The 21,379-nt window shown below is 30.2% G+C and carries 22 protein-coding genes and 1 pseudogene; 2 read left to right on the top strand and 21 right to left on the bottom strand.

The genetic code is table 11. From position 1 onward, the window contains the following. Positions 1-164 precede the first annotated feature (164 nt). Positions 165-1,676: pseudogene (locus ACZ49Z_RS06550) on the top strand (IS1182 family transposase); the annotation flags it as partial. 192 nt (positions 1,677-1,868) lie between these two features. Here ACZ49Z_RS06550 and ACZ49Z_RS06545 read toward each other — a convergent pair. From ACZ49Z_RS06545 to ACZ49Z_RS06505, 9 genes are all read right to left on the bottom strand, one after another. Beyond that, positions 1,869-2,150, bottom strand: a complete 282-nt coding sequence (locus tag ACZ49Z_RS06545; RefSeq protein WP_462679281.1) for a hypothetical protein — start codon at positions 2,148-2,150, stop codon at positions 1,869-1,871. 5 nt (positions 2,151-2,155) lie between these two features. Then, positions 2,156-2,785, bottom strand: coding sequence for a zincin-like metallopeptidase toxin domain-containing protein (locus ACZ49Z_RS06540; protein WP_464307381.1), 630 nt, complete (start codon positions 2,783-2,785; stop codon positions 2,156-2,158). Positions 2,786-2,892: 107 nt separating this feature from the next. Beyond that, complete coding sequence (locus tag ACZ49Z_RS06535; RefSeq protein WP_464307380.1) at positions 2,893-3,330, bottom strand: hypothetical protein; 438 nt, start codon at positions 3,328-3,330, stop codon at positions 2,893-2,895. Between the two features lie 7 nt (positions 3,331-3,337). Continuing rightward, complete coding sequence (locus ACZ49Z_RS06530; protein ID WP_464307379.1) at positions 3,338-3,997, bottom strand: hypothetical protein; 660 nt, start codon at positions 3,995-3,997, stop codon at positions 3,338-3,340. 43 nt (positions 3,998-4,040) lie between these two features. Next, positions 4,041-5,072, bottom strand: a complete 1,032-nt coding sequence (locus tag ACZ49Z_RS06525; protein ID WP_464307378.1) for a T9SS type A sorting domain-containing protein — start codon at positions 5,070-5,072, stop codon at positions 4,041-4,043. Positions 5,073-5,112: 40 nt separating this feature from the next. Further along, a complete protein-coding gene (locus ACZ49Z_RS06520; protein ID WP_462679284.1) occupies positions 5,113-6,150 on the bottom strand; it encodes a patatin-like phospholipase family protein in 1,038 nt (345 codons plus the stop codon). A gap of 27 nt (positions 6,151-6,177) precedes the next feature. Continuing rightward, positions 6,178-6,504 carry a hypothetical protein gene (locus tag ACZ49Z_RS06515; RefSeq protein ID WP_464307377.1) on the bottom strand — a complete coding sequence of 109 codons (327 nt, stop codon included), beginning with the start codon at positions 6,502-6,504 and terminating at the stop codon, positions 6,178-6,180. Between the two features lie 14 nt (positions 6,505-6,518). Next, a complete protein-coding gene (locus tag ACZ49Z_RS06510; RefSeq protein ID WP_464307376.1) occupies positions 6,519-6,974 on the bottom strand; it encodes a hypothetical protein in 456 nt (151 codons plus the stop codon). Positions 6,975-7,123: 149 nt separating this feature from the next. Then, positions 7,124-7,612: a M15 family metallopeptidase gene (locus ACZ49Z_RS06505; RefSeq protein WP_462679287.1), complete on the bottom strand. Its 489-nt coding sequence runs from the start codon at positions 7,610-7,612 to the stop codon at positions 7,124-7,126. Positions 7,613-7,828: 216 nt separating this feature from the next. Between ACZ49Z_RS06505 and ACZ49Z_RS06500 the strand changes: the two genes are divergently transcribed. Further along, entirely contained in the window at positions 7,829-8,599 is a 771-nt protein-coding gene (locus tag ACZ49Z_RS06500) for a DUF5995 family protein (protein ID WP_464307375.1), read from the top strand. 907 nt (positions 8,600-9,506) lie between these two features. On the opposite strand, the gene ACZ49Z_RS06495 is transcribed toward ACZ49Z_RS06500, so the two are convergent. The 12 genes from ACZ49Z_RS06495 to ACZ49Z_RS06440 all read right to left on the bottom strand — a co-directional run bounded on the left by ACZ49Z_RS06495 (position 9,507) and on the right by ACZ49Z_RS06440 (position 21,371). Beyond that, positions 9,507-10,868 carry a transposase family protein gene (locus ACZ49Z_RS06495; protein WP_464304430.1) on the bottom strand — a complete coding sequence of 454 codons (1,362 nt, stop codon included), beginning with the start codon at positions 10,866-10,868 and terminating at the stop codon, positions 9,507-9,509. 252 nt (positions 10,869-11,120) lie between these two features. Beyond that, complete coding sequence (locus ACZ49Z_RS06490; RefSeq protein WP_464307374.1) at positions 11,121-11,261, bottom strand: hypothetical protein; 141 nt, start codon at positions 11,259-11,261, stop codon at positions 11,121-11,123. 100 nt (positions 11,262-11,361) lie between these two features. Further along, positions 11,362-11,805: a hypothetical protein gene (locus ACZ49Z_RS06485; RefSeq protein ID WP_464307373.1), complete on the bottom strand. Its 444-nt coding sequence runs from the start codon at positions 11,803-11,805 to the stop codon at positions 11,362-11,364. Positions 11,806-11,997: 192 nt separating this feature from the next. Further along, on the bottom strand, positions 11,998-12,534 hold the full coding sequence (locus ACZ49Z_RS06480) for an SUKH-3 domain-containing protein (protein WP_464307372.1): 537 nt from the start codon (positions 12,532-12,534) through the stop codon (positions 11,998-12,000). Between the two features lie 131 nt (positions 12,535-12,665). Further along, positions 12,666-12,965 carry a hypothetical protein gene (locus ACZ49Z_RS06475; RefSeq protein ID WP_462679930.1) on the bottom strand — a complete coding sequence of 100 codons (300 nt, stop codon included), beginning with the start codon at positions 12,963-12,965 and terminating at the stop codon, positions 12,666-12,668. A gap of 4 nt (positions 12,966-12,969) precedes the next feature. Then, positions 12,970-13,575 carry a hypothetical protein gene (locus tag ACZ49Z_RS06470; protein WP_464307371.1) on the bottom strand — a complete coding sequence of 202 codons (606 nt, stop codon included), beginning with the start codon at positions 13,573-13,575 and terminating at the stop codon, positions 12,970-12,972. 248 nt (positions 13,576-13,823) lie between these two features. Beyond that, entirely contained in the window at positions 13,824-14,309 is a 486-nt protein-coding gene (locus ACZ49Z_RS06465; protein WP_464307370.1) for an SMI1/KNR4 family protein, read from the bottom strand. Continuing rightward, the gene (locus tag ACZ49Z_RS06460; RefSeq protein ID WP_464307369.1) at positions 14,299-14,523 is read right to left on the bottom strand and encodes a hypothetical protein; all 225 of its coding nucleotides are present in this window, start codon (positions 14,521-14,523) and stop codon (positions 14,299-14,301) included. The genes ACZ49Z_RS06465 and ACZ49Z_RS06460 overlap by 11 nt, the downstream gene beginning before the upstream one ends. A 57-nt stretch (positions 14,524-14,580) precedes the next feature. Next, entirely contained in the window at positions 14,581-15,024 is a 444-nt protein-coding gene (locus tag ACZ49Z_RS06455) for a hypothetical protein (protein WP_464307368.1), read from the bottom strand. A gap of 201 nt (positions 15,025-15,225) precedes the next feature. Further along, positions 15,226-15,669 (bottom strand): hypothetical protein, encoded by a 444-nt coding sequence (locus tag ACZ49Z_RS06450; RefSeq protein WP_464307367.1) that lies wholly within the window; start codon positions 15,667-15,669, stop codon positions 15,226-15,228. Then, positions 15,659-18,385, bottom strand: a complete 2,727-nt coding sequence (locus ACZ49Z_RS06445; protein ID WP_464307366.1) for a hypothetical protein — start codon at positions 18,383-18,385, stop codon at positions 15,659-15,661. The genes ACZ49Z_RS06450 and ACZ49Z_RS06445 overlap by 11 nt, the downstream gene beginning before the upstream one ends. Positions 18,386-18,443: 58 nt before the next feature. Then, positions 18,444-21,371 carry a hypothetical protein gene (locus ACZ49Z_RS06440; RefSeq protein ID WP_464307365.1) on the bottom strand — a complete coding sequence of 976 codons (2,928 nt, stop codon included), beginning with the start codon at positions 21,369-21,371 and terminating at the stop codon, positions 18,444-18,446. Positions 21,372-21,379: the final 8 nt, after the last annotated feature.

Below are 21,379 nucleotides of genomic sequence, written 5' to 3'. Positions count from 1 at the left end.
TACTGCAAATGTAGCCCATGGCTTTTTTTTGAAATGTTGGCTAGATTACATAAGTGGTTTTTTTGTTATAGAAAGCAAAGAGGCTGTCCAAAAAGTAAGGACAGCCTTTTTTTGTTGTATTTTTCTCTAAAATTAGTATCTTAGAATTGAGACAAAAATACACAATGGCTAAGATAGTTTTTAAAAATCAAACAGGCAATTCTCCAGAGTTATTTCCTATCAATATTTTCGATAGAATACCGCAAAACCATCCAGTTCGCTTAGTGGAACAAGTTGTTAATCAGTTAGATATAAGTGAAATTTTAAAGCACTATAAAGGTGGAGGTACTTCAGCTTACCATCCAAGAATGATGATTAAGGTTTTGTTTTACAGTTATTTATCTAATGTATATTCTTGCAGAAAAATTGCAAAAGCACTTCAGGAGAACATTCATTTTATGTATATTTCGGGCAACTCGACTCCTGATTTTAGAACGATAAACGATTTTAGGGGTAAAGTTCTAAAAAATCACATTCAAACTCTTTTTGCAGAAGTGGTAAAAATGTTGGTTGAAATGAAATATGTAAGCCTAGATGTTCAGTATATTGATGGTACAAAGATAGAATCTAAAGCTAATAAATATACTTTTGTATGGAGAGGCTCCATTGAGAAATATAAAGAAAAACTAGAAATTAAAATTAGTCATATTTTATCAACTATTGAAAATAGTATTCAATCTGATAATCAAGAACTAAATATAGAAGAATTACCAAAATCAATAGATTCGGAAAGATTAAAAGAAAAGCTTTCGATTCTTAATAAAAAGCTCAAAATGCCTACCAAAAAGCAGGAAAAAGAGTTACAAAAACTTCAAGAGGAGCATCTTCCAAAGCTTGAAAAATATGAAAAAGACTTAGCTACAATGGAAAATAGGAACTCTTATAGTAAAACGGATCCCGAAGCTACCTTTATGAGAATGAAAGAAGATCATATGAAAAACGGTCAATTAAAACCCGCTTACAATCCGCAAATATCTACAGAAAATCAATTCATTACACATGTATCTGTTCATCAAACAACAAATGACACTACAACCTTAAGTTCTCATCTTGAAGGTTTTGAAAAAGCTTATCAAAAACAGAGCAAGGAAATCGTTGCAGATGCAGGTTATGGCAGTGAAGAAAATTATCAAATGCTTGAAGAAAAAAAGGCTGATGCTTATGTTAAATACAACTATTTTCATCAAGAACAAAAAAGAAAGATAAAAAACAATCCTTTTCTTGTTCAAAACTTATTCTACAACGAAGAACACGATTTTTATGTTTGTCCAATGGGGCAAATTATGCAAAAAACAGGAGTAGGAAAACGTGAAACCAGTACTGGATATGAATCACAAATTACATATTATCAAGCCAAAAGATGCCAAGGATGTCCTTTACGAAGTCAATGTCATCAAGCAAAAGGTAATAGAATTTTATCAGTCAATCATCGATTAAATGAATTAAAAGAAAAAGCAAGAAAGCTACTAATGAGTGAAAAAGGACTAAAACATCGAAGTAAACGTCCAATAGAGGTAGAAGCAGTTTTTGGTCAACTTAAAAGCAATAATAAATTCAATCGATTCACAATGAAGGGATTAGAAAAAGTAACATTAGAGTTTTTACTAATGGCCCTTGGACACAACTTTAGAAAAATGAATGCATTCAAGACAGACTTGCCAAAATTTGTTTTCAAAACCAAAATTCACACTTATCTAGCCTATTTTAAAACTAAAATTTGCCTTGTTAAAGTAACTCAAAGTTATTTTGCTATTATTTTTTCTTCAAAACAAAATAGCTTAAAAATAGCTACATAAAAAAAGCTGTCCTTTTCGGACAGCCCCCTAATGTTAATCTTCTATATCAATACAACCATGAGGTGTCATAATATATAATAACTCTCCTGTTTTAGCATCAACATGTACTCCCATGTATTTTTCTTCTTGAGTCCACATTGCTAAATAAGGATAAGTATACATATCTATAATTTCTCCTTTTCTTTTACCCCATAAGATTTCATCATTTTTCCAAAGAGTAATTTTATTAACATCAGTCGCTAATTTTGTGTATTGAATTTTTTTTTCTTTCAGATATTTCTCGACTTTTTCTTTTATTTTTTCTTTAGCTATCATTTCTTTTATTTTAAATTAAAAATGGATTTTATGTCTATCTCTTTTCTGACTTCAGGGATTTTATTTATATCAAAAGAAAAATCAATTGGATTTATTCCTCTTGGATTATAAATATATTTATTTAAATAAGCTAATGACCATTTTAGTTCATCTTTTGTCAATAAATCTTTGTATTCTATTAATCTATCAAAAACATGTTGCTCTTTTATTAACTCTCCTGCTGTATCAGCACCTCCTAAGTTATAATATTGTTTTAAGCCAATACTTTTAGAATGTTTAAAATGTATAAATTCATGTAAAGTCTCAAAAAGTGTTGCTTTATCACGCACAACAAATTTTGCTTCTTTTGCTGTATAAACATAAGCTGCTTGTTTTCCATTAGGTAATATTGCAGGTTTACCATCTGAGCCAAAAAAATCTTTTATTTCATAACTGCCTTTTTCTGGAAAAATTTCAAAATCAACTTTTTGTTTTTTTAAATAATTTGCTAACTCATTTAAACTTGACTTTGACCATATTTGACCTAATCTTCTTCCTCTTCCACTTACATTTGCTAAATAATCTATCTCAACAACCCTTTTACTCTCCTCAACCAATTCATCAACTTGTTTGGTTAGTTGAGGTTCGTTTTGCACCTGGGTTTTAAACTGTTTCCCATATTTTGCAATACCTTTGGCTAGATAATAAGAAATTGTTGCTAAACTTACACAAAAAAAAGAAGCTACTCGAAAGTAGCCTTATTTTATTTTTTATAAATATATTTTAATGGTTTGTCTGCTTTAAGATATGCCTCAACTAATTCTTTAAAACCTAAAGTTTTAATGATCAAACTATCAATATAAAATTCTCTACCTTTATGATATAAATAATAAGTAGTTCCTTTATGTTTAAACGGTTGACTTCCATATTGATTTGGAAATCGTTCTCTTAATTTTTCTTTAAAAGGATTAAAGTCGGGATGTTTTAAACAATCTTCTATTTTTTGGTCAAAAGTTTTTTCTATTTCTTTAAGTTCTTGAATTGTAACTTCAAAATCTTGTTCTGCATAAATTCTTTTTTTTAAACTTTCTTTCAAATTAGAATTAATTGCTAATTCTGAGTATCTTTTAAATGTCATCTCTAAATCTGTTCCAGAGATTAATTTACCTTTTGTATTAAATACTAAATAATATGGTTTCATTTTTTAATTATTTTGTTAAAATCACTATTATACTTTCTTGAGAGTCTACATGTTTTATATTATTAAATCCTTTTTTACTCATAGTTTCATAAAATCTAGTTGCTTTTGCTGCTTCATACATGTCATATGTATCTTCAAATACTTTATTAAACTGTTTGTAACCAAGAGACGTTCCTTCTGGATAATCAGGTAATTGCTTCCATTCAACTTTAACACTTTTAACTCTTTCTTTAAAAATCTCAAAGGCATCATCTGTCCATTTTTGACCTAACCCTTTTACGCCACTTATATTAAAATCAAATTCTAATTCTCCACCCCATAGTCTCGCAGAATTATCCCAATTGTTGTTTTTTGTTAATAAATTAAAACGTATTCTATCTTGAAATATTAATATTTCATATTTTATTCCATTATGTGATTTAACAATTTTATTTAATAGACCTATATTGTCAAAATCATCCGCAACTTTCTTACTCTCCTCAACCAATTCATCAACTTGTTTGGTTAGTTGAGGTTCGTTTTGCACTTGGGTTTTAAACTGTTTCCCATACTTTGCAATACCTTTGGCTAGATAATAGGAAATAGTTCCTAAACTTACACAAAAACTAATAATTCCCCAATGGCTCACAAACCATTTTCCTGTTTTAGATTTTGTTATAGAAAGCAAAAAAGCTACTCGAAAGTAGCTTTTTTGAAATTGTTTTATTTTTTTAGTTTTGTTTAATAAATTTGATGTTCAATCTTTCGTTTTCTGAGCTCAAACTTAGAAAATATACTCCATTTTTTAAATCATCAATTAATATACTTTCTGATGATACAATCCCTGATTTGATAACTTTTCCCATTATGTCATTTATTTGATAATTATAGTTATCATTTTTATTTTCAACTTCTATATTAAGAATATCAGATGCAGGATTTGGGTAAATAGAAAAATTAGTTTTACTATTTAATACAGTACTAAGCGGAGTAGTGTAATTTATATTAAAAGCCAAATCTTGTTGAACATCTGGAGATGAATAGGGAGATCCTGTATCTGATAAAGAACTAAAAGTATTCGAAATCACATTGTATTGATTTGCATTGCCATTCCCTCTTGAGTCTATTGTCGTAGTTGGTATAAATTTAAAACTAGCGTTGTTTACTGCTTTTCCTTGATATTCTATCCAATACCTTCCAGCAGTTAAACTTGCAGTTAGATTTCCTCTTATTTTCCAAATTCTTTTGTTTTCTGTAGGTGGAGTTCCAGGGTTTGGTATTTGTGTATTGCTAATTCTAAGTGTATAAGTGTCTTCACAATTTGCTAAATCAATTATGTTTGTTGTCATATTACCAGCAACTACCGTTGAAGTATTTAAATAAGGAAAACCACTCCAAATTCGAACTCTCAAAATATCTAATGGTGACGCACTCCCTAAAAAATCCAATTGATAACAAAAAACATCTACATTCTCAATATTCCAAGTTTGTCCAAACGGGACAGTGAAATCATCAAAAACCCTTAAATCAGTATTGCCACCATTAAAGTATCCATCATATCCAGAAATATTATTGGTTTGTGTTGTATTCCCACTATTGTTTTGCAGCTCACTCCATTGATGTTGTGCTGGTAAAGTTGGGGCTAAAACACCGCTTTTTGTGATCTGCCCTGTGGCTATTGATCCGTTTGTGTAAGTTGATTGAGCAAAGCCCAAACTAGATAATGTAATGCAAACAAAAATGTGTAATTTTTTTAATTTCATAATAATATTTTTTTGCAAAAGTAAGATTTTTTTTAGTATTTTATTTATACTTCACCAATTTCTTAGCAACTTCATTTAATGTTTTTCTGTTTTGATCCACAAAATACAAACCTGCTTGTATCAATTCAAAGATGTTTTTCTTTGAAGTATCGTCCATTTCGGGTGAAGCATTGTGTAATTGAGGCATCAGTCGATAGTAATTCTTTCTGTTTCTTGGGCCTAAAGATTCAAACATCTTTGAAAGATGATAATTAACCGTTTCAACATTGGCAGAAAGTAAAATATCTATCAAAGGAGAAATCCATTTAATTTTTCCTGCATTTTCAAATTTCTCAAACGTATAAGGTTTCAAAACTTCACCAGTTCCAATGGAAACAATCATCATGTCATTAATGTCTGGATAATCCACTTTTTCGGCATCTTTTAATATTTTCGAAAACGGAATTTTTCTCGCTTCAGCATAGGCACACAAAGCCGGATTATTGGCATAGACACCTCCGTCTATTAGGGTGAATTCTTGATCGTAGAGCGATTTAATTTTGGCTGGTTCAAAATAGGTTGGAGCAGCACTCGTGGCTCTGCAAACGTCTTTCACATAGAAATTTTCTAACGAAGAATTGGCTTCATGGCTACAAAAGAACTTTGCTTTCCTTTGGTTAATATCATAGGAGGTTATTAAGCATGGTTTTATTAAAGCTCTCAATTCGAGATTGCCAAACACTTCGTGCAATTGTCTTTCTAAATTGCGCTGCGATATTTTTTCATTAAACAACCCAAAAGGGTTTATTATTTCTTCCCAAAAGGAGACATTAAAAATAGTGTCACCTTTTTTTGCATAGAGATCTAAAGCGGCTTCAATAGAGAATTTTGCATTGTTGGTATTGTCTGGAAATAATAATATTGCAGTTAGCAAACCACCCGTGCTACTTCCAGCAATTAAATCAAAATAATCACCAATTTTTGCATTCGGATTGTCAATTTTTTGTAATTGCTCCTGAATATATTTCAGCACTACACAGCTAATAATTCCTCTAATTCCTCCACCATCTAGACTTAGTATTCTGATTTTTTTTGTCATATGTTTTGTTTGTTTATTGTTTGTTTATTATTTGATTATTGAAGTCAAAACAACATCAAAAGTTGTTTTGATAATGCTGTTTTTAATAGTATTCAATCTAATTTTTGAAACACCAGCACTATATAAGGCCTTGAGAAGCATAATGTCTTTCTGGCTTTTTAGTAGCCATTCAAATTCTTTTGCTGTTATGGCATTTTCTAAAACTAGTAGTGACCAACGTTCTAGTTTTTCTTTAGATTTATCTAAAAAATCATTAATATCTTCCCGAATTTCTGGTTTTAGTTCTGAATATTTTTTTTCAAGAAGACCTAAAAGTGCTTCTTTTAGTTCTTTTATTACAATTTCTGTATTCATGGTGCTATTTGTTTTTATTGGGTTAGTATTGCTAATAAATTGTCTTTGGATGTTTTGTCTTTTTTAATTTCATATTGAATGAGAACATCTAGCGCTTCTGTGATTTGTATTTTTGCTTCTTGCGTAAATTCTGGCGATAATGTTTGTTTTTCTTCCCAAAATTTAAAGTAGCCGCCTATTAAGTTTTTTTCTGTATCGGTCAATAGGTTCCACATTTCATAGGTAATTTCATTATTTGGTTTGTTCCTTTCATATTCCTTCAATTTTGCAATTTCTAATAATAATTGAGCAACATTCTCTTTTTGTAATTCATACGCAAAATCCGATTTATCCATTAATAAAAGCATTTCTGTTTTTATTGCTGTGGTTTTTTGGTAGGAATAATGATCAAAAAGAACTGTTTTTATTGACTGACAACTTGCCATAACCATCAATGTGAATAGAATGAGTTTTGTTTTTAGTGTTTTCATGGGTGTAAAATTTTATTTGTTATAGATAACCATGTGTTATCGCTTTATTTGTAGGAGTATCTTTTTTACTAAACGTTTGTTTATAGTGGATTTCTAGGAATATTTTGGCATATTCAAACTATTAGTATATGGAATTTCATGTTTTTATATTATTGTTTTTTTTCTATAATGACATAACCATTTTGGTCTTTTTCCATTTTTATGAGTTTTCTCCAATTGTTATAACCTCTTTTTTCGAAATGAGGAAGGTCTTTGAAAGTTTTCCAATTGCCACCCCATTCCCAATCATATTTTGAGAAAATTTTCACACATTCATACCAGTCTGCAACGGTGTCGTTATCCCAATCTTTTACCGTGTTCCAAGAGGCAATTTTGTCGTCTATAATGAGGCAAATATCTACTGCAAAACCATAATTGTGTATCGATTGTCCTGCTTTTGCATTGGTTACTTTTTTCCCTGGTGCAATTCTGCCTTTATTGTGCAAAAGCCTTTGTTCTTCAAAGGTTCGTAGCCCTTGTGTAATTCTTACTTTGGCATTCCCCGTCAAAGCTTCATTGCATTCGTTAATGATTTTTTCAACCTCATCTCTTACTAAAGGATGTAGTTTTTCAATTCTTCTTTTCGTGTGTGTGTCCATACTTTTTTTATTAAAATTATACACTACAAAGATAAAGAAAATAATCTTAATAATCAAATATAAAAAAGAAAATAGTCAATATAAATAGATTTATTTCTACTCTTTTTGATTTATTTCTGCGAATATAGTCTCTGCTATGGTTTTTTTGATGATTTTTGACTACTGTTTTATAATTTAAAAGTGTTTATATTTACTTTTTTTAAAAATTTGTATGTAATGCCTAAAAATATACCACAAGCTAATACCATAGATGAGGTAATCATTATTTTAAATACCATAATTGATGAAGCGATTAAAGAGCATAGTACTATGGGGTATTTTGCTGTTTTGTATTGCAAAGTAACCGAGAAAGTAAAAGAAGGAATTGCACAAGGAATGTTTGAAAACGGTCCTAGAATGGAGCAGTTAGATGTCATTTTTGCCAACAGATATATTAAAGCCTACTATCAATATAGCAACGGAGAAGCAGCTTCATCTTGCTGGGAAGTGGCTTTTAAACATGCAAACGATTTTTGGATGATTGTTTTGCAACATTTATTATTAGGGATGAATGCTCATATTAATTTAGACTTGGGTGTGGCTGCTGCTCAGGTGGCACCAGGCGATGCCATTGAAGATCTTAAAAACGATTTTGATACTATTAATACCATTTTATCTGGTTTAGTTGCAAATGTGGAAACTGCCTTATCTGATGTTTGGCCAATTTTGAAATGGATTTTAAAGAAAACCCAAAAAGTAGATACCTTTCTTATTGATTTTAGTATGCAAGAAGCACGAAACGGAGCGTGGAAGTTTGCAGTTTCATTAGCTCCACTAGATAGTGTAATATTAACACAAAAAATAAAAGAGCGCGATATTTCTATTACTAAAATTGCCGATTTGATTACTAATCCTGGTTATATTCCGTCTTTACTTTTTAAAATTTTGCGTTTGTTTGAAAGAGGAAGTGTTGTCTCTAAAATTGAGAAGTTAAGAAGTGTAATTTAGACTGCTCTTTTTTATTGCTTGTCGTTAATTTAAATTAGTATTTGTGCTATAAAGTTTAATAAATGCGCTATTTAATTTAATAACTGTGCTATAAAGTTTAGTAACTGTGCTATAAAGTTTAGTAACTGTGCTATTTAATTTAATAAATGTGCTATTTAATTTAATAAATGTGCTATTTAATTTAATAAATGTGCTATTTAATTTAATAAATGTGCTATTTAATTTAATAAATGTGCTATTTAATTTAATAACTGCGCTATAAAGTTTAATAACTGTGCTATAAAGTTTAATAACTGTGCTATAAAGTTTAATAACTGTGCTATAAAGTTTAATAACTGTGCTATAAAGTTTAATAACTGTGCTATAAAGTTTAATAACTGTGCTATAAAGTTTAATAACTGTGCTATAAAGTTTAATAACTGTGCTATTTAATTTAATAAATGTGCTATTTAATTTAATAACTGCACTATAAAGTTTAATAAATGTGCTATTAAGTTTCATAACTGCGCTATAAAGTTTAATAACTGCGCTATTTAATTTAATATTTAAGAAAAGCTTATTTAAACATTACCAAGAAAAAGGAGATACATATCTATTGCCAATAAATCTTCTTTGGCACTTTTGCGAAACCCTCCTTTTATGGCAGTAGATTATTCTGTTTCCAAAGATAGAATTACATAATTACCTTTTAAGCATAAAAAAACCACCTGAAGGTGGTTAAATTGTTAAATAGGCAAATTCAGAAGTAACAAGATTTTTTGAAAAATACTTTAAATAAAAACCTCAATTCATATTAATATAATTGAGGTTTTTTATTTTGTAGTAAAAATTATATGTTTTTATGATTTTTAAATTTGATATTTCTCAACAAGACGCACTTTTCCTATAAAGTATTTTTTTGAATACTTTACGCTGCTAGTTGTGTTTGATTTTTGTAAATTCTTCTTCCTATTTCTTTAGCATTAGCTGTATGTATTCCGAAAAAAATCCAAAGCATTTCACTTTTCTTGGTTCTAGCTTTTATCTTTCGTAAATTATAGTGCTCTTTTTCTTTGCCAAAACTACCTTCTAATCGAGTAGCTCTTTCTTTTTTAATTTCTGAGGCTAGCTTCTTTCTATGCTCTTCGTGTTTTCCAGCTTTTCCTTTTCTAACAAAGTCTGTTTGTATGTTATTTGTGGACGAAAAAGTTCTGTTTTTATTTGTGGCATAAATAGCATCAGCTCCAGTAATTCTTACTTTAGTTTTAGTTAGATTTTGTGCGCAAAATATACTGTTTTGAAATCGAGTTCCTTCGTTAAAGGCACGGTATTCTATATGTTCTATAAAATTGATTCCATCAATTTGAATTTTATTTACTTTTGCTCCAAATTCTACTTGTTTTACTTCTTTACCACGCACAATTGGGCGAATATAACTTTTATTTATGCTAACAATTCTATCGGGAACGCTTTTTCCTGTTGCAAAAATTTTTGATTGTTGTTGGTAAATAAGACGGATTATTCTGCGTTGTTTGCTGTATTTTGTGGTTGGCTCAAAGGAATATTGATTTTCAATTTTACTCAATTCTCCATTAAGTTTATATAATAATTTCAGAAGACCACGAGTCATTTTTGTTCGTTGCTTTGCTGTTTTTTTTCTTTTTCTAGAATACTCATTGTAGCGTTTACACCAATCAATATATTTGGTTCTTGGAAGTTTTATTTTTAAAATTCCACATAATGATTTCATTTGATTGTAATTCCACACAATACATTCCCAAAGTAGTTTCTCATTGGTAGGAAAACGCAACTCACTCTCATAACAAGTGGCATCTATCAAGACTTTGTCTAAATCATTCATATAAGGTAGCCAGCTTTTAGCTAATGTTTCTTGAACTTTTCGAACATCTAATTTTTTGGCTAATTCCATTCTTATTTGGCTAACTATTTTAAAATTTGTAAGCGGGGAATCTAGAGGTAATACAATATCACAAAAGTATTGCATGTAAACATTTCCGTTTAACAACTCGATTAGTTTAGCATCAGAACAACCATAATAGTTTTTTAGCATCATCAAGGCAATCTTACCTTTAGTACTAAAAATGCAATCTGGACCTTTTTTGCACGCTTTCAATTTAAAACTTTGAGAAAGTTCTGAAAAAGGTGTAGCTAGATGAATTTTACCTAAATCAGACTTTAGAAATTGCTCATAAAAAACATTAAAATCTTCATTGATAATATTTAAAGGCAATTTGTGCTGAAATTCACTTATTCGTATTATTTTTGACATACATATTTAAAAGAAAACCCCGTTTTTGACTCTTTTTGAGCATTCTCGGGGTTTATTTCTTCTAAAATACAAATTAAATAACTGATAAGCAAGTATTTATTTAATTGTGAATGTGCCTAAATAATTCTATTCTTTCCCCAAACATAATTCCCTTTTTCATCTAATTCTATTGCAGTAGGTACTGGTTTTTCTTCTCATAAAAATACCCCAAATAGTATTTAACTTTTTGGGAATGTTCATTACAAAGCTTTTTTAGATTAATCCTTTTTCTTTTTTAAGCTTTTTAACATAGCGATTAAATTCAGATTCTTTTTTCTCTTCAACATCTCCATTTGGGTCAAAATTAATTTGATGAAAATATCTTAAATTTTCTTCAAAAACCCCAGTTTCCATATTTAAAGCGAAATAATGGCTATAATCTTTATGAATTTCAACTATAGCAGGTCTTAATCCGCATATATAAAATTTTTTTCCATTTTTTATTTATCAACTTTTACAATGTATGCTTGCGTTCTAAATACCTATGAACCCAGGTGTAATCTTCTCCTGTAATAAAACCCATATGGTAAAACTGTAAGTTTTTCATATCGTTTCTTAGTGATTTACGTGTTTTGTCTTCTAAATCGGTATATGCAAGTTCTAAATCTAAATCGCTTGATGGAGAGTAATTATCAATGGAATCTAAAGCAACAACATCAGCATAGTCTGCGTTTAACTTTTTACCTGAATCATAGGTTAAAAAAGTTAAACTAATTCCGTCTTCTGGAACATCCAATAATTCAATTTCAGAAGTTGGAAATTTTATTAGAAAAATCCCAAACAGTTCATTTTTTTCTATTATTTTATACTTTACAGGCCAGTTAAATTCTGCCATTACTTCCTCAATCATCTTAACAGAAAGATACCCATCAGGAATATACAATTCATCATTTTCCATTTTTTATTTTTTTATTTTAATTGCTAATTCGTTTTCTATTTTATATCCGTTTTGTTTTAAATAGTCAACTTCTCTTCCAAAAATAGTTTGAACTTTTTTACGTTAGCATCTAAATCTATCCTTTAAATTATGAATTTACAAATGTTCTTTTAGTACAAAATTAAAAAAGCTGCCCGAAGACAGCTTTAAATTTTAAAAAGTTCTATACTTAAATTCGTAAGAATCAAAGTCTACTGTTTTATCTTTGGAGATATACCATAAACCCGAAGTTGGATCTGTTGCATCTAACTGTATTGAAGACCATTGATCAATACGAATAATACTTTCTAAACCTTGATAAATATTTTTACCTAAGCAATAACAATCTTGGCCTAAAAAATACACAGCACCATTAGCATCTACAGCAATATCAAAATTTTCAGGGGAATATAGTCCAATAACATAAAGTTTTCTTCCTAAATCTGTTGCCCAATCTTCTGCAACTGAATCTGAATCCATTCCATCTGAATCTAAAGGATTTAAACTAACCCTATACATCTCTTTCAAAATACCATCTCCCTGAAGTTTATTAAGTGTTTTCAACTTTAATCCTCCATATCCTCTAATAAATTCTCTAATAAATTCTGGATAATTGTACTTTTCCATAAATTCATCATAGGTCGTTATCTTTCTGTTTGGATACCATCCCATAGTTTTTAGATGATTTTCCATTTGTTTTGTAAAACTCATTTTTTATATTTTTAGTTCTGACTCATCGGTTTTTTAAAGTTTTTAGATTATTTGTTTAAATTAAAAAGAGATTGTCATCAATGAAATACAATCTCTTTTCAATATTTATCGAACGTTATTTTTTTAAGTAATTAGCGTTCTATTAATAAACCAAATTTTTTATCTTCCATAAAATTCTTAAATTTTGATAAGTAAATATAAATTTCTTCATTTGAAAATTTGATTTTTTCTTTATTTGGGATATTACTTATTATATCATCAAACTTAAACTCTTCACTTATTGAATTAATTACAGAATAAAGGTATTTTCTATCTTTGAGTTCATATTCACTAATATTATTAGCTAATACTGCATCAAATTTTATTTCATCAATTGATTCTACATTAAATAATAGCCATAATGGTATTGCCAAAACATTTTTATTTTTCATATTTTTATTTTATTAAAATTTTTTCAATTGAATTAGTATCAACTTTTGAATAATTTAAAAAGTCAAAAAACTGACTTAAAAACTCTTCTCCTGGTTGATAATGTCCGCTATTATTACTAATACTAAGAATAATGCCATCAATAACCTCAATCTCTCCTGCAAAAGAAACTGGTTTTCCTGCTAAAAAACTTGAATGGTGAAAAAAAGTAGGTTTGTTTTTTGTTGAAGCAAACATTCTACCATATTCGTCCATTACAAAAATGGCTTTACCATTATTAAATCTATTATCTAAATCGAGAGAATTAAAAGGTTTACCATTAACATCCAACAATTTTCCTTCTTTTATTAAAAGCTGATGTTTTAATTTTTCAGCTTCATCAAGATATTTAACTTTTAGTGGAGCAATCCAGCTATTAATGCCTTTATTTTCATTTAAATAAATATCTAATAATTCCTTTTTCTTAAAATTGAACAATTTAGCTTTTTTAGATAAGTCTTTCAGTTCATCCAAATACTTCCTTGCCACATCATCACTCATCCCTTTTAGCTTCTCCGCTATAGCATCGATCTCTTCTTTTGTACCTCGAAAAATCTCTTTTCCGTCTTTCATTAAAACATACTCTCCTTTTTCAAGAAGTGTTATTATGACTCCTTCTACTGAAGCAAGTACTGGACTTTTGGGAACTTCTCTAATTTCAAAACCATGCTTTTCAAAGATTTCTCTTATTGCTTTTGGGAAAGTAGCTAGTTTGTCTTTTGCCTTAACAAATAATTCTCTAATGAACGTTTAAAACTATGAATAAAATTTTAGCTTTTTATATTGTAAAAAAAGCTGCCCGAAGACAGCTTTAATTTGTTTTACCAAGGTTGTAACCCTCGTAATGCATAATCTACTAAACGATTGATGAGTTCACTAAAAGTTTTTTCTGGTATAGGATAAATTACTTCTCCGTTTTCGCCTCTATAATCAGGATGAACACCAAAATTATAAACTCTGGGATCATCGCCTTCATCCAAAAAAATAAACATAAAAGTTAATCCATCATAAGAATCTAAAATTGCATAAGGTCTATTTAATGAGGCTTTATATTTTGGCATTATATCTTCATAGTGGTCTTTTAGCGCAATATATTGCTCACCATTTTCATAATAACCTTCGTAGTCAAAGCCTAAAGCACTATAATCTCCCCCAATGAATAAGAATTCTGAAAAGGTTTTAGGAAATGATTTTCCATTATTCAATTTTTTTTCTAATTCTTTGATTCTTTCAATGGTTAACCCTTTTGCTTTTCTTGTTTTTAAAATAGGATTATCTCTATAGCTTTTTAAAAATTTAATTTCCATAATTGTATTTTTTTATGATATCTAATAAATCTGTAGAACCTTCAATTGCTTCATCTCCATAAATTGTAATCTTCATTTTTTTACCCATTTTAGTGACATATTCTTGTAGGATTAAAAACTCTCGTTGGCAACTACTACAAGCATAAAATATATTTTTTGTTTCTATTATAAATTCATCGGCTGTGTGTAGATGCTCTTTTAAAAAAATATACAAACATAATAGTACAAAAATAAAAAAGCTGCCCGAAGACAGCTTTATAGCTATTAACTTTTACAATGTATGCTTGCGTTCTAAATACCTATGAACCCATGTGTAATCCTCTCCTGTAATAAAACCCATATGGTAAAACTGTAAATTTTTAAATTTATTTCTTAAAATCTTACGTGTTCTATCCTCTAAATCGGTATATGCAAGTTCTAAATCTAAATCTATTGATGGAGAGTAATTATCAATGCAATCTAAAGCAACAACATCAGCATAGTCTGCGTTTAACTTTTTACCTGAATCATAGGTTAAAAAAGTTAAATTTGCCCCAGTTTCAGGAATATCTTGCAATTCAATTTCACAAGTTGGAAATTTTATTAAAAAAAGTGCAAACAGTTCGTTTTCTTCTATTACTGTATATTTTACTGGCCAATTAAACTCAGCCATTACTTCCTCAATCATCTTAACAGAAAGATGTCTTTCAGGAAAAAACATTTCATTTTTATTCATGTTCTATTTTTTTATTTTAATTGCTAATTCGTTTTCAATTTTATATCCGTTTTGTTTTAAATAGTCAACTTCTCTACCAAAAATGGTTTGAACTTTTTTACGTTTGCATCTACCTCAATCCTTTAAATTATGAATTTACAAATGTTCTTTTAGTACAAAATTAAAAAAGCTGCCCGAAGACAGCTTTATAGCTATTAAATTTTACAATGTATGCTTGCGTTCTAAATACCTATGAACCCAGGTGTAATCTTCTCCTGTAATAAAACCCATATGGTAAAACTGTAAGTTTTTAAATTTATTTCTTAAAATCTTACGTGTTCTATCCTCCAAATCGGTATACCCAAGTTCTAAATCTAAATCTCTAACAGGGTCATAATTTTCAATGCAATCTAAAGCAACAACATCAGCATAATCTACGTTTAACTTTTTACCTGAATCATAGGTTAAAAAAGTTAATTTTACTCCAGTTTCAGGAACATCTAGGAATTCAATTTCAGAAGTTGGAAATTGAATCTTAAAAAGACCTAAATCTTTACTTAGTTCTACTATTTTATACTTTACAGCCCAGTTAAATTCTGCCATTACTTCCTCAATCATCTTTACAGAAAGATATCCATCAGGAATATACAATTCATCATTTTCCATTTTTTATTTTAATTGCTAATTCGTTTTCTATTTTATATCCATTTTGTTTTAAATACTCAACTTCTCTACCAAAAATGGTTTGAACTTTTTTACCATCTAAGCCTGTAGCAAATGCATCTAAATCATCAAGATAAACATATTTAGATTTTTCTAAATTCGGGTTGGTTACAAAACGAACGTCATCGCCTCTTTTGATAACTTCATCTAACCAAGGCTTGTTCACAAGCTCCCAAAAGTCATCTGTACGGTTTTTCCAAAACAATTTCGGATTTTCAGTTAATAAATGTTTATATTTCACGCCTAAATCTTCCCATACTCTTGATGATAACAAATCTGTTCCACCGATGTTTACACCATTTTTCCACAAACCGGGCATTTTTCTACCCATTTTCTTTATTTTTAAAACATCATCTAACAAACCAGTTATGGCAATCGTTTCGTTTTCTTTAAGTATTATTTTAGAACCTCCAAAACTAATTTTAAAATTTTTATCTAATATTTCAATTTCTTTTCCTCTCGTAAATTTGCCTACAATTTTGCCATCTAAAATAACATTTAATGTTTTGCCAAATTGATCTGTAAAATCATCCAAATATTTTTTAACTTTCTTCTTCCCATTCCCTCCAGACTGTCGAATGTCGTCCAACTTTTTAACGAAATTTCCTAGAGCTTCTTCTGTTCCTTCAAAAATAGTTCTATCGTTGTAATTTGCTAAGTAACCTTCGGCAAAAACAGGAACTCTAACACCATGTAAGTTCTCATCAATTTTCCTATAAATAATTACTCCTAGTTCGTTTAAAAGATCTAGAGTAGCTTCCGAAACTTTATGTTGTCTAACCAACCAAGCTGCTATTTCTGCTTTTATTACGTTTACCTTAAAGAATAATTCTTCAATGAACTTATTAACCTCGTCTAAAAAAGGTTTGATATTTTTAGCTCCTTTTCTTATAGCGGTTACTACAGCAACAAAACTTTCAATAACGTTACCAGCAAATGTAAAACTTTTTTCTAAAACTTTTTTGCCCAAACGAAATAGGTCTTGCAATTGTTTTGCTATTACTCTAAAAACATCGGCTGAGGTTTTAATTCCTCCAGTAGCAATGGCTCCTAGAATAACGTCTATAAACATTCCTATAATATAGCCTGTATAATAACCAATGCGGTCTGCTGTTACTACTGTTTCATTATCGATAGCGAGCTTCGTTAGATAGACAGGTAGTTCGAAAAGGAATTTTTGTGTTTTAATTAAAAATTCAAAAAAAGCTTTTAGGTTCTCTATACTAAAAAGGTTGATAGCGGTGTCGATAATGTTTTCTAGTGTTTCGATAAAAAAACCTAAATAGGAACTCCAGTTTGCAATTAGGCTAATTCCTTTTTCTCTTACTGCTTTTAGACCTTGACAAAGCAAACTAATGATGTCGAAAATACATTTAAAAACATCAAAAATACTGTTTAGTAACCCTACCAAGAAAGCATTTAAGGCTATTAGTGTGTTTTTTGTAATTGCTATGGCTAATAACTCTGGATTTCTAATGTAGTCTTTTAATGTTTTTAATATTTTGGATGTTTTCTTTAGCGCTTTGGTTACATATTCGTTGAATTCGTTAAATTCTGTTTTTTGTTCACTTTGTTCTATTTTTTGAAAAAGTGCGGCTTCAAACAAGTCAACTTCGTCGAGTGCTTTTTTAACAATGTTTTTTCCTTCTTTTCTTTTTGCTTTCTCTTCTAGATTGTCAAAAACACTTGGGTCAAAAAACAGTAAATTGGCGTCTGGGTTTATGGTTCCGTCTGAGTTGTAGTATTGCCAACGATGCTCTTTGAATTTTAAATGTTCTTCAACACCTTCAGAAACTGTGTTCATATAGCCAATTACAGCATCAAAAGTGAAATTGACAGGGATTGAAATTAACCTGTCGGTTAGTATAAATCGTTGTTTTACAAAATGCATTAATCCGCTTTTGCTTGATATTTGCGTTTGAATAGCTTTTGTTAATGTTGCTACATCGATATCTATATTCATTTTAAACGCATTTACTACTTTTGCAATTGCTTTAGCTGGAATTTGATTAGCATCTGTAACATTATTTCCTGTTTTTACACGCAACAATGACCCGAAGATATTGCTTCCAAAATCGCTTTCTAAAAAGAGAATAACTTCGTTTTGATAGCATTCTATGTTTTGGTAGGCACGTTCTAATTTTGAACCATCATCTGATATGAATACAATTACACTATTATTTTTCTTGTTTAAGTCTTGGTTAAGTAAAAAAAGAGGTTTGTCTTTTTTCTTTTTCGATTGACCAAATACGTTAATACTGTCTAATGGGAATTGATTTTTGTTTAATTTTAAAAATACCTTGTTTTCAAATTCAATTGTTTTAGTGTTTAAATAATTGAATTCATTATTTGGGTCATATTCATCATTATATTCAAAGTTTTTTTCTAAGTAAGGAGTTATGCCGCTTAGTTTTATATAATTTATTGTGTCTTCAGATAGTATTTCTCCATCTAGAACATAATGAAATTTTGTTTGTTCATTATTTGTAAATTCAATTTCTTTGTAATAGACATTATTGTCTATTTCTTCGGTTTCATTTTTAAATTCATTACTATCATCATCTAATCGAATATCTTCATTAAAAACATATATGTTAGATTTATTGTTGCTGTAGGAGTAATGTCCAAAATGTTGTATTCCATAGTCTATTGCTCTCATTATTACATTAGTTTAAAAACCCCAACAAATTGTTGGGGTTTTGGGTTATACAATACCATTAGGCAGCTCCTTCTTCTACAGGTCTAGCTCCTCCCACAAGACCATCTGGGTCGGTTGTTGTGGTGCTATTTTGACTGTTTCCTAATACTACATCGTTTCCGTTGGCATCTACATTTTGTTTAATGGGGTTTCCATCTGAACCAAATAGTAAATGATCGTCGCAATCGGTATTACAAGGTAATCCTTGCACGTTTAAACCAATACTTCCTGCTTGTATTACTGTTAAAGAGGTAGGTACTCGGCTTTCCCAAGTTTCTTCCACTTCTCCTTCCTTAACGCGAAGCTCTTCTATGATGGAGACGAATAGTTCATCGTCCATTGTTGGCACTTGTCCACCATTCCATACTTGTCCCGTTGCCATATACCAGTTAACTGCTTCTTCAAACCCTGGACGCACTGTAAGAATTACTCTTGCCATTCCACTTTGTAAAAAGGCTCTAAAAGTAGGGTCGTCTATGTCGTTAATATTATATAAACTCGCCCAGTTTTCTTTGCTTGCCCAATAGAATGGGTAGAAATTATAGCTCATTAAATCCCACTCAAAAGCTTGTTCAAAGAATTTCACTTTTCCTGCATAGGTTCCTAACAGTGGTGCATCATACTTCACATGTGTGTCTGTAACATGGCTTCCTGTAATTAATGATTCTTTTCCTAATGCTTCTTGACTAATTAAATATTCGATACAATTTTTTCTTAAAACCATGTTTTCTATCTGGCGATAAAAAGCAGGGTTTGTTTTCGCTTTTTCTGCTTGCACCGATTTTAATTCGGCTAATTTCCCATTGTATTCGGCTAATTTTTCTTCATATGCTTTAATAATAGCATTAAATGTTTCTAATTGCCATTGCTCATAGGTATAAGCATTTCTTTCGAATTTTAAATCTAGGGTAATATGTCCAGGTTTACCATCAATTAAATGCGCTCCAAAATGAATGGTGTCTTCATATAATCTTGAATCGACGGTGCCGTCCCATACTCTAGCATTATTTCCAGAAACATAATTATAGTTTCCTGCAATATTATAGCCTGCATTACTATAGCTTCCTCCAGAACTTACTTTATAATATACTAAATGGTAACCTTCTGGAACTTCTACTTTGTATGAATTTGTTGAAACATCTGTTATTATGGCTGCACTTTTCCATTTTTCTTTTACTGGCTCTGGTGCTACTGTTACGTTATAATGCGAAATCCAATTTTTGTATCTAAATATAAAAGTATCATCTAGTTTTAAGGCTACTTCATTATTGGCAGTTCTTGGATCAATTGGTTTTTCTAAAACCACTTCATAATCGTTCTTTTTTTCTTTGCTTGCTGCTACATTATGAAAATTAGCAGGCTCTGGAATCATGAACTCATACATTAGTCGTTTTCCATAATTCACAACTTTATTTTTGTAGATCTTGTCGATCCAACGATATACACCCGAAACATGACTGTCTCCTTTTCTGTTATCGAAACCATGTGTGTTTTCTTCTGAATATTCTTCAATAATCTTAGAAATACGTTCCTCTTTAGCCTTTTTAACAACTCGGTCTAATGCTCTTTCTGTAATTTCTTTAGCATGGGTAACCGCTTGCGAATTGGACTCTTCAGACGTGGTGTTGGTGGCAAAATCGGCACCAGCATTTAAAGAGTATCCTGCAGCTTGGTTTGAATAACCTGCGTTAACAAATACCCCTTGATGTGTGTCTTCAGCCAATAGAGAACTCACTTCTTGGTTCATTTCGAAACGATCGGTCGTTGAGGTATCTGTCAGTTTTTCAATTTCTTGTTCTTTGCTTGTTGTAGTTGTATCTTCAGACCTTCTTAAACGGCGGGTTGTTTTTTCTTTATATTCACGAGCCATTATGTTTTCTACATGCGATACTTCTCCAGGAACGTAGCAACACACTTCTTGTTCTACTTTTCTGTAGTCTGCAATTCCCAAACGGTTAATGCCATAACCAGAAGGAATATAGTCTAAACTATTGTTAGATTGGTTGCCATTATCGCCAATGTCAGTATTCCCTAATGTTAGTTCATAGGTGCCTTTGCCCGAAACGGTATAACTAATTAATTCTCTTGTGGCACTTCTAGTTATGCTTGCATTACCACTAAATACTATTTTGTCATCATTCTCCAAAATGAAAGTACCCGATAATTGGATGTTTTTGCTTGTTGACAGGTCAATTCCATCTGTGAAAATTTTAACAGCTAGTTTTCCATTATTAATTTCGCTTTGGAAGGAAATCGCTTCAACAGGAACAGAATTATTATCTATAATTAGTTTGTAATTTGAAGAAACGACATTTTCTAAATTTGGAATTCCACTAAATAATAATTGCAAAGAAGTGGTTCCATTAAAATTAAGACCAGTATTTGTTAACACAAAAACATTGGTAATGTTGGTTGTGTTAGCCACTGGAAGCAAAATGCCATTTGCGCTTACAATTGCTTGCGATAATTGATTGTTAGCAAATAACGTTTGGGTTGTTGTGCCCACTTCTTGTTTTAATTCATTGATTACTTCATCAAAAGAAGTATAACTGTTCTCTGCTACAATTTTTTCCACAACTTGTAAAGTAGTAGTAGAAACACGACTGCTAAGTGTTTCAGAATCTAGTTGCGCTGCTTTGTTAAAGCTGAAAGTAGGCAAGTTTAAGTTTTCATATTCAACAATTGTTTTTTCCGTATTTGTTACCGGATCTATAATTGTTTTTTCTACTTTAGTTGCTGCTGCATAGGCTTCTTCTACATTTTGTTGATGGCATTTGCAGGCTTCATCATAGGCAATTTGATTTTCCTTTTGATAGGTTTTTTCAGCCCTCTTTAATTCATCTATTGTGGCATTTAATTGAGCAATTTTTTCGTTTGCCTTAATCGTTTCTACTTCTTTTGTTAATTGATCTATAGTCGCTCCCGCTGCGCAAAGTCTCCTGACCAAGACTGTAA

It is taken from the genome of Flavobacterium sp. KY-23415 (genome assembly GCF_055384985.1).
The sequence above is the reverse complement of the archived record's forward strand: the minus strand, read 5'-3'. Positions and strand labels throughout refer to the sequence as shown.

Excerpts from the sequence above, each read along its gene's own strand:
- ACZ49Z_RS06535 (WP_464307380.1), bottom strand. The coding sequence starts at position 3,330 with ATGAAACCATATTATTTAGTATTTAATACAAAAGGTAAATTAATCTCT.
- ACZ49Z_RS06490 (WP_464307374.1), bottom strand. The coding sequence starts at position 11,261 with ATGGAAACTGGGGTTTTTGAAGAAAATTTAAGATATTTTCATCAAATT.
- ACZ49Z_RS06510 (WP_464307376.1), bottom strand. The coding sequence starts at position 6,974 with ATGAAAACACTAAAAACAAAACTCATTCTATTCACATTGATGGTTATG.
- ACZ49Z_RS06545 (WP_462679281.1), bottom strand. The coding sequence starts at position 2,150 with ATGATAGCTAAAGAAAAAATAAAAGAAAAAGTCGAGAAATATCTGAAA.
- ACZ49Z_RS06505 (WP_462679287.1), bottom strand. The coding sequence starts at position 7,612 with ATGGACACACACACGAAAAGAAGAATTGAAAAACTACATCCTTTAGTA.
- ACZ49Z_RS06525 (WP_464307378.1), bottom strand. The coding sequence starts at position 5,072 with ATGAAATTAAAAAAATTACACATTTTTGTTTGCATTACATTATCTAGT.
- ACZ49Z_RS06465 (WP_464307370.1), bottom strand. The coding sequence starts at position 14,309 with ATGGAAATTAAATTTTTAAAAAGCTATAGAGATAATCCTATTTTAAAA.
- ACZ49Z_RS06500 (WP_464307375.1), top strand. The coding sequence starts at position 7,829 with ATGCCTAAAAATATACCACAAGCTAATACCATAGATGAGGTAATCATT.
- ACZ49Z_RS06450 (WP_464307367.1), bottom strand. The coding sequence starts at position 15,669 with ATGGAAAATGATGAATTGTATATTCCTGATGGATATCTTTCTGTAAAG.
- ACZ49Z_RS06480 (WP_464307372.1), bottom strand. The coding sequence starts at position 12,534 with ATGAGTTTTACAAAACAAATGGAAAATCATCTAAAAACTATGGGATGG.
- ACZ49Z_RS06455 (WP_464307368.1), bottom strand. The coding sequence starts at position 15,024 with ATGAATAAAAATGAAATGTTTTTTCCTGAAAGACATCTTTCTGTTAAG.
- ACZ49Z_RS06470 (WP_464307371.1), bottom strand. The coding sequence starts at position 13,575 with ATGAAAGACGGAAAAGAGATTTTTCGAGGTACAAAAGAAGAGATCGAT.
- ACZ49Z_RS06520 (WP_462679284.1), bottom strand. The coding sequence starts at position 6,150 with ATGACAAAAAAAATCAGAATACTAAGTCTAGATGGTGGAGGAATTAGA.
- ACZ49Z_RS06495 (WP_464304430.1), bottom strand. The coding sequence starts at position 10,868 with ATGTCAAAAATAATACGAATAAGTGAATTTCAGCACAAATTGCCTTTA.
- ACZ49Z_RS06515 (WP_464307377.1), bottom strand. The coding sequence starts at position 6,504 with ATGAATACAGAAATTGTAATAAAAGAACTAAAAGAAGCACTTTTAGGT.
- ACZ49Z_RS06485 (WP_464307373.1), bottom strand. The coding sequence starts at position 11,805 with ATGGAAAATGATGAATTGTATATTCCTGATGGGTATCTTTCTGTTAAG.
- ACZ49Z_RS06475 (WP_462679930.1), bottom strand. The coding sequence starts at position 12,965 with ATGAAAAATAAAAATGTTTTGGCAATACCATTATGGCTATTATTTAAT.
- ACZ49Z_RS06445 (WP_464307366.1), bottom strand. The coding sequence starts at position 18,385 with ATGAGAGCAATAGACTATGGAATACAACATTTTGGACATTACTCCTAC.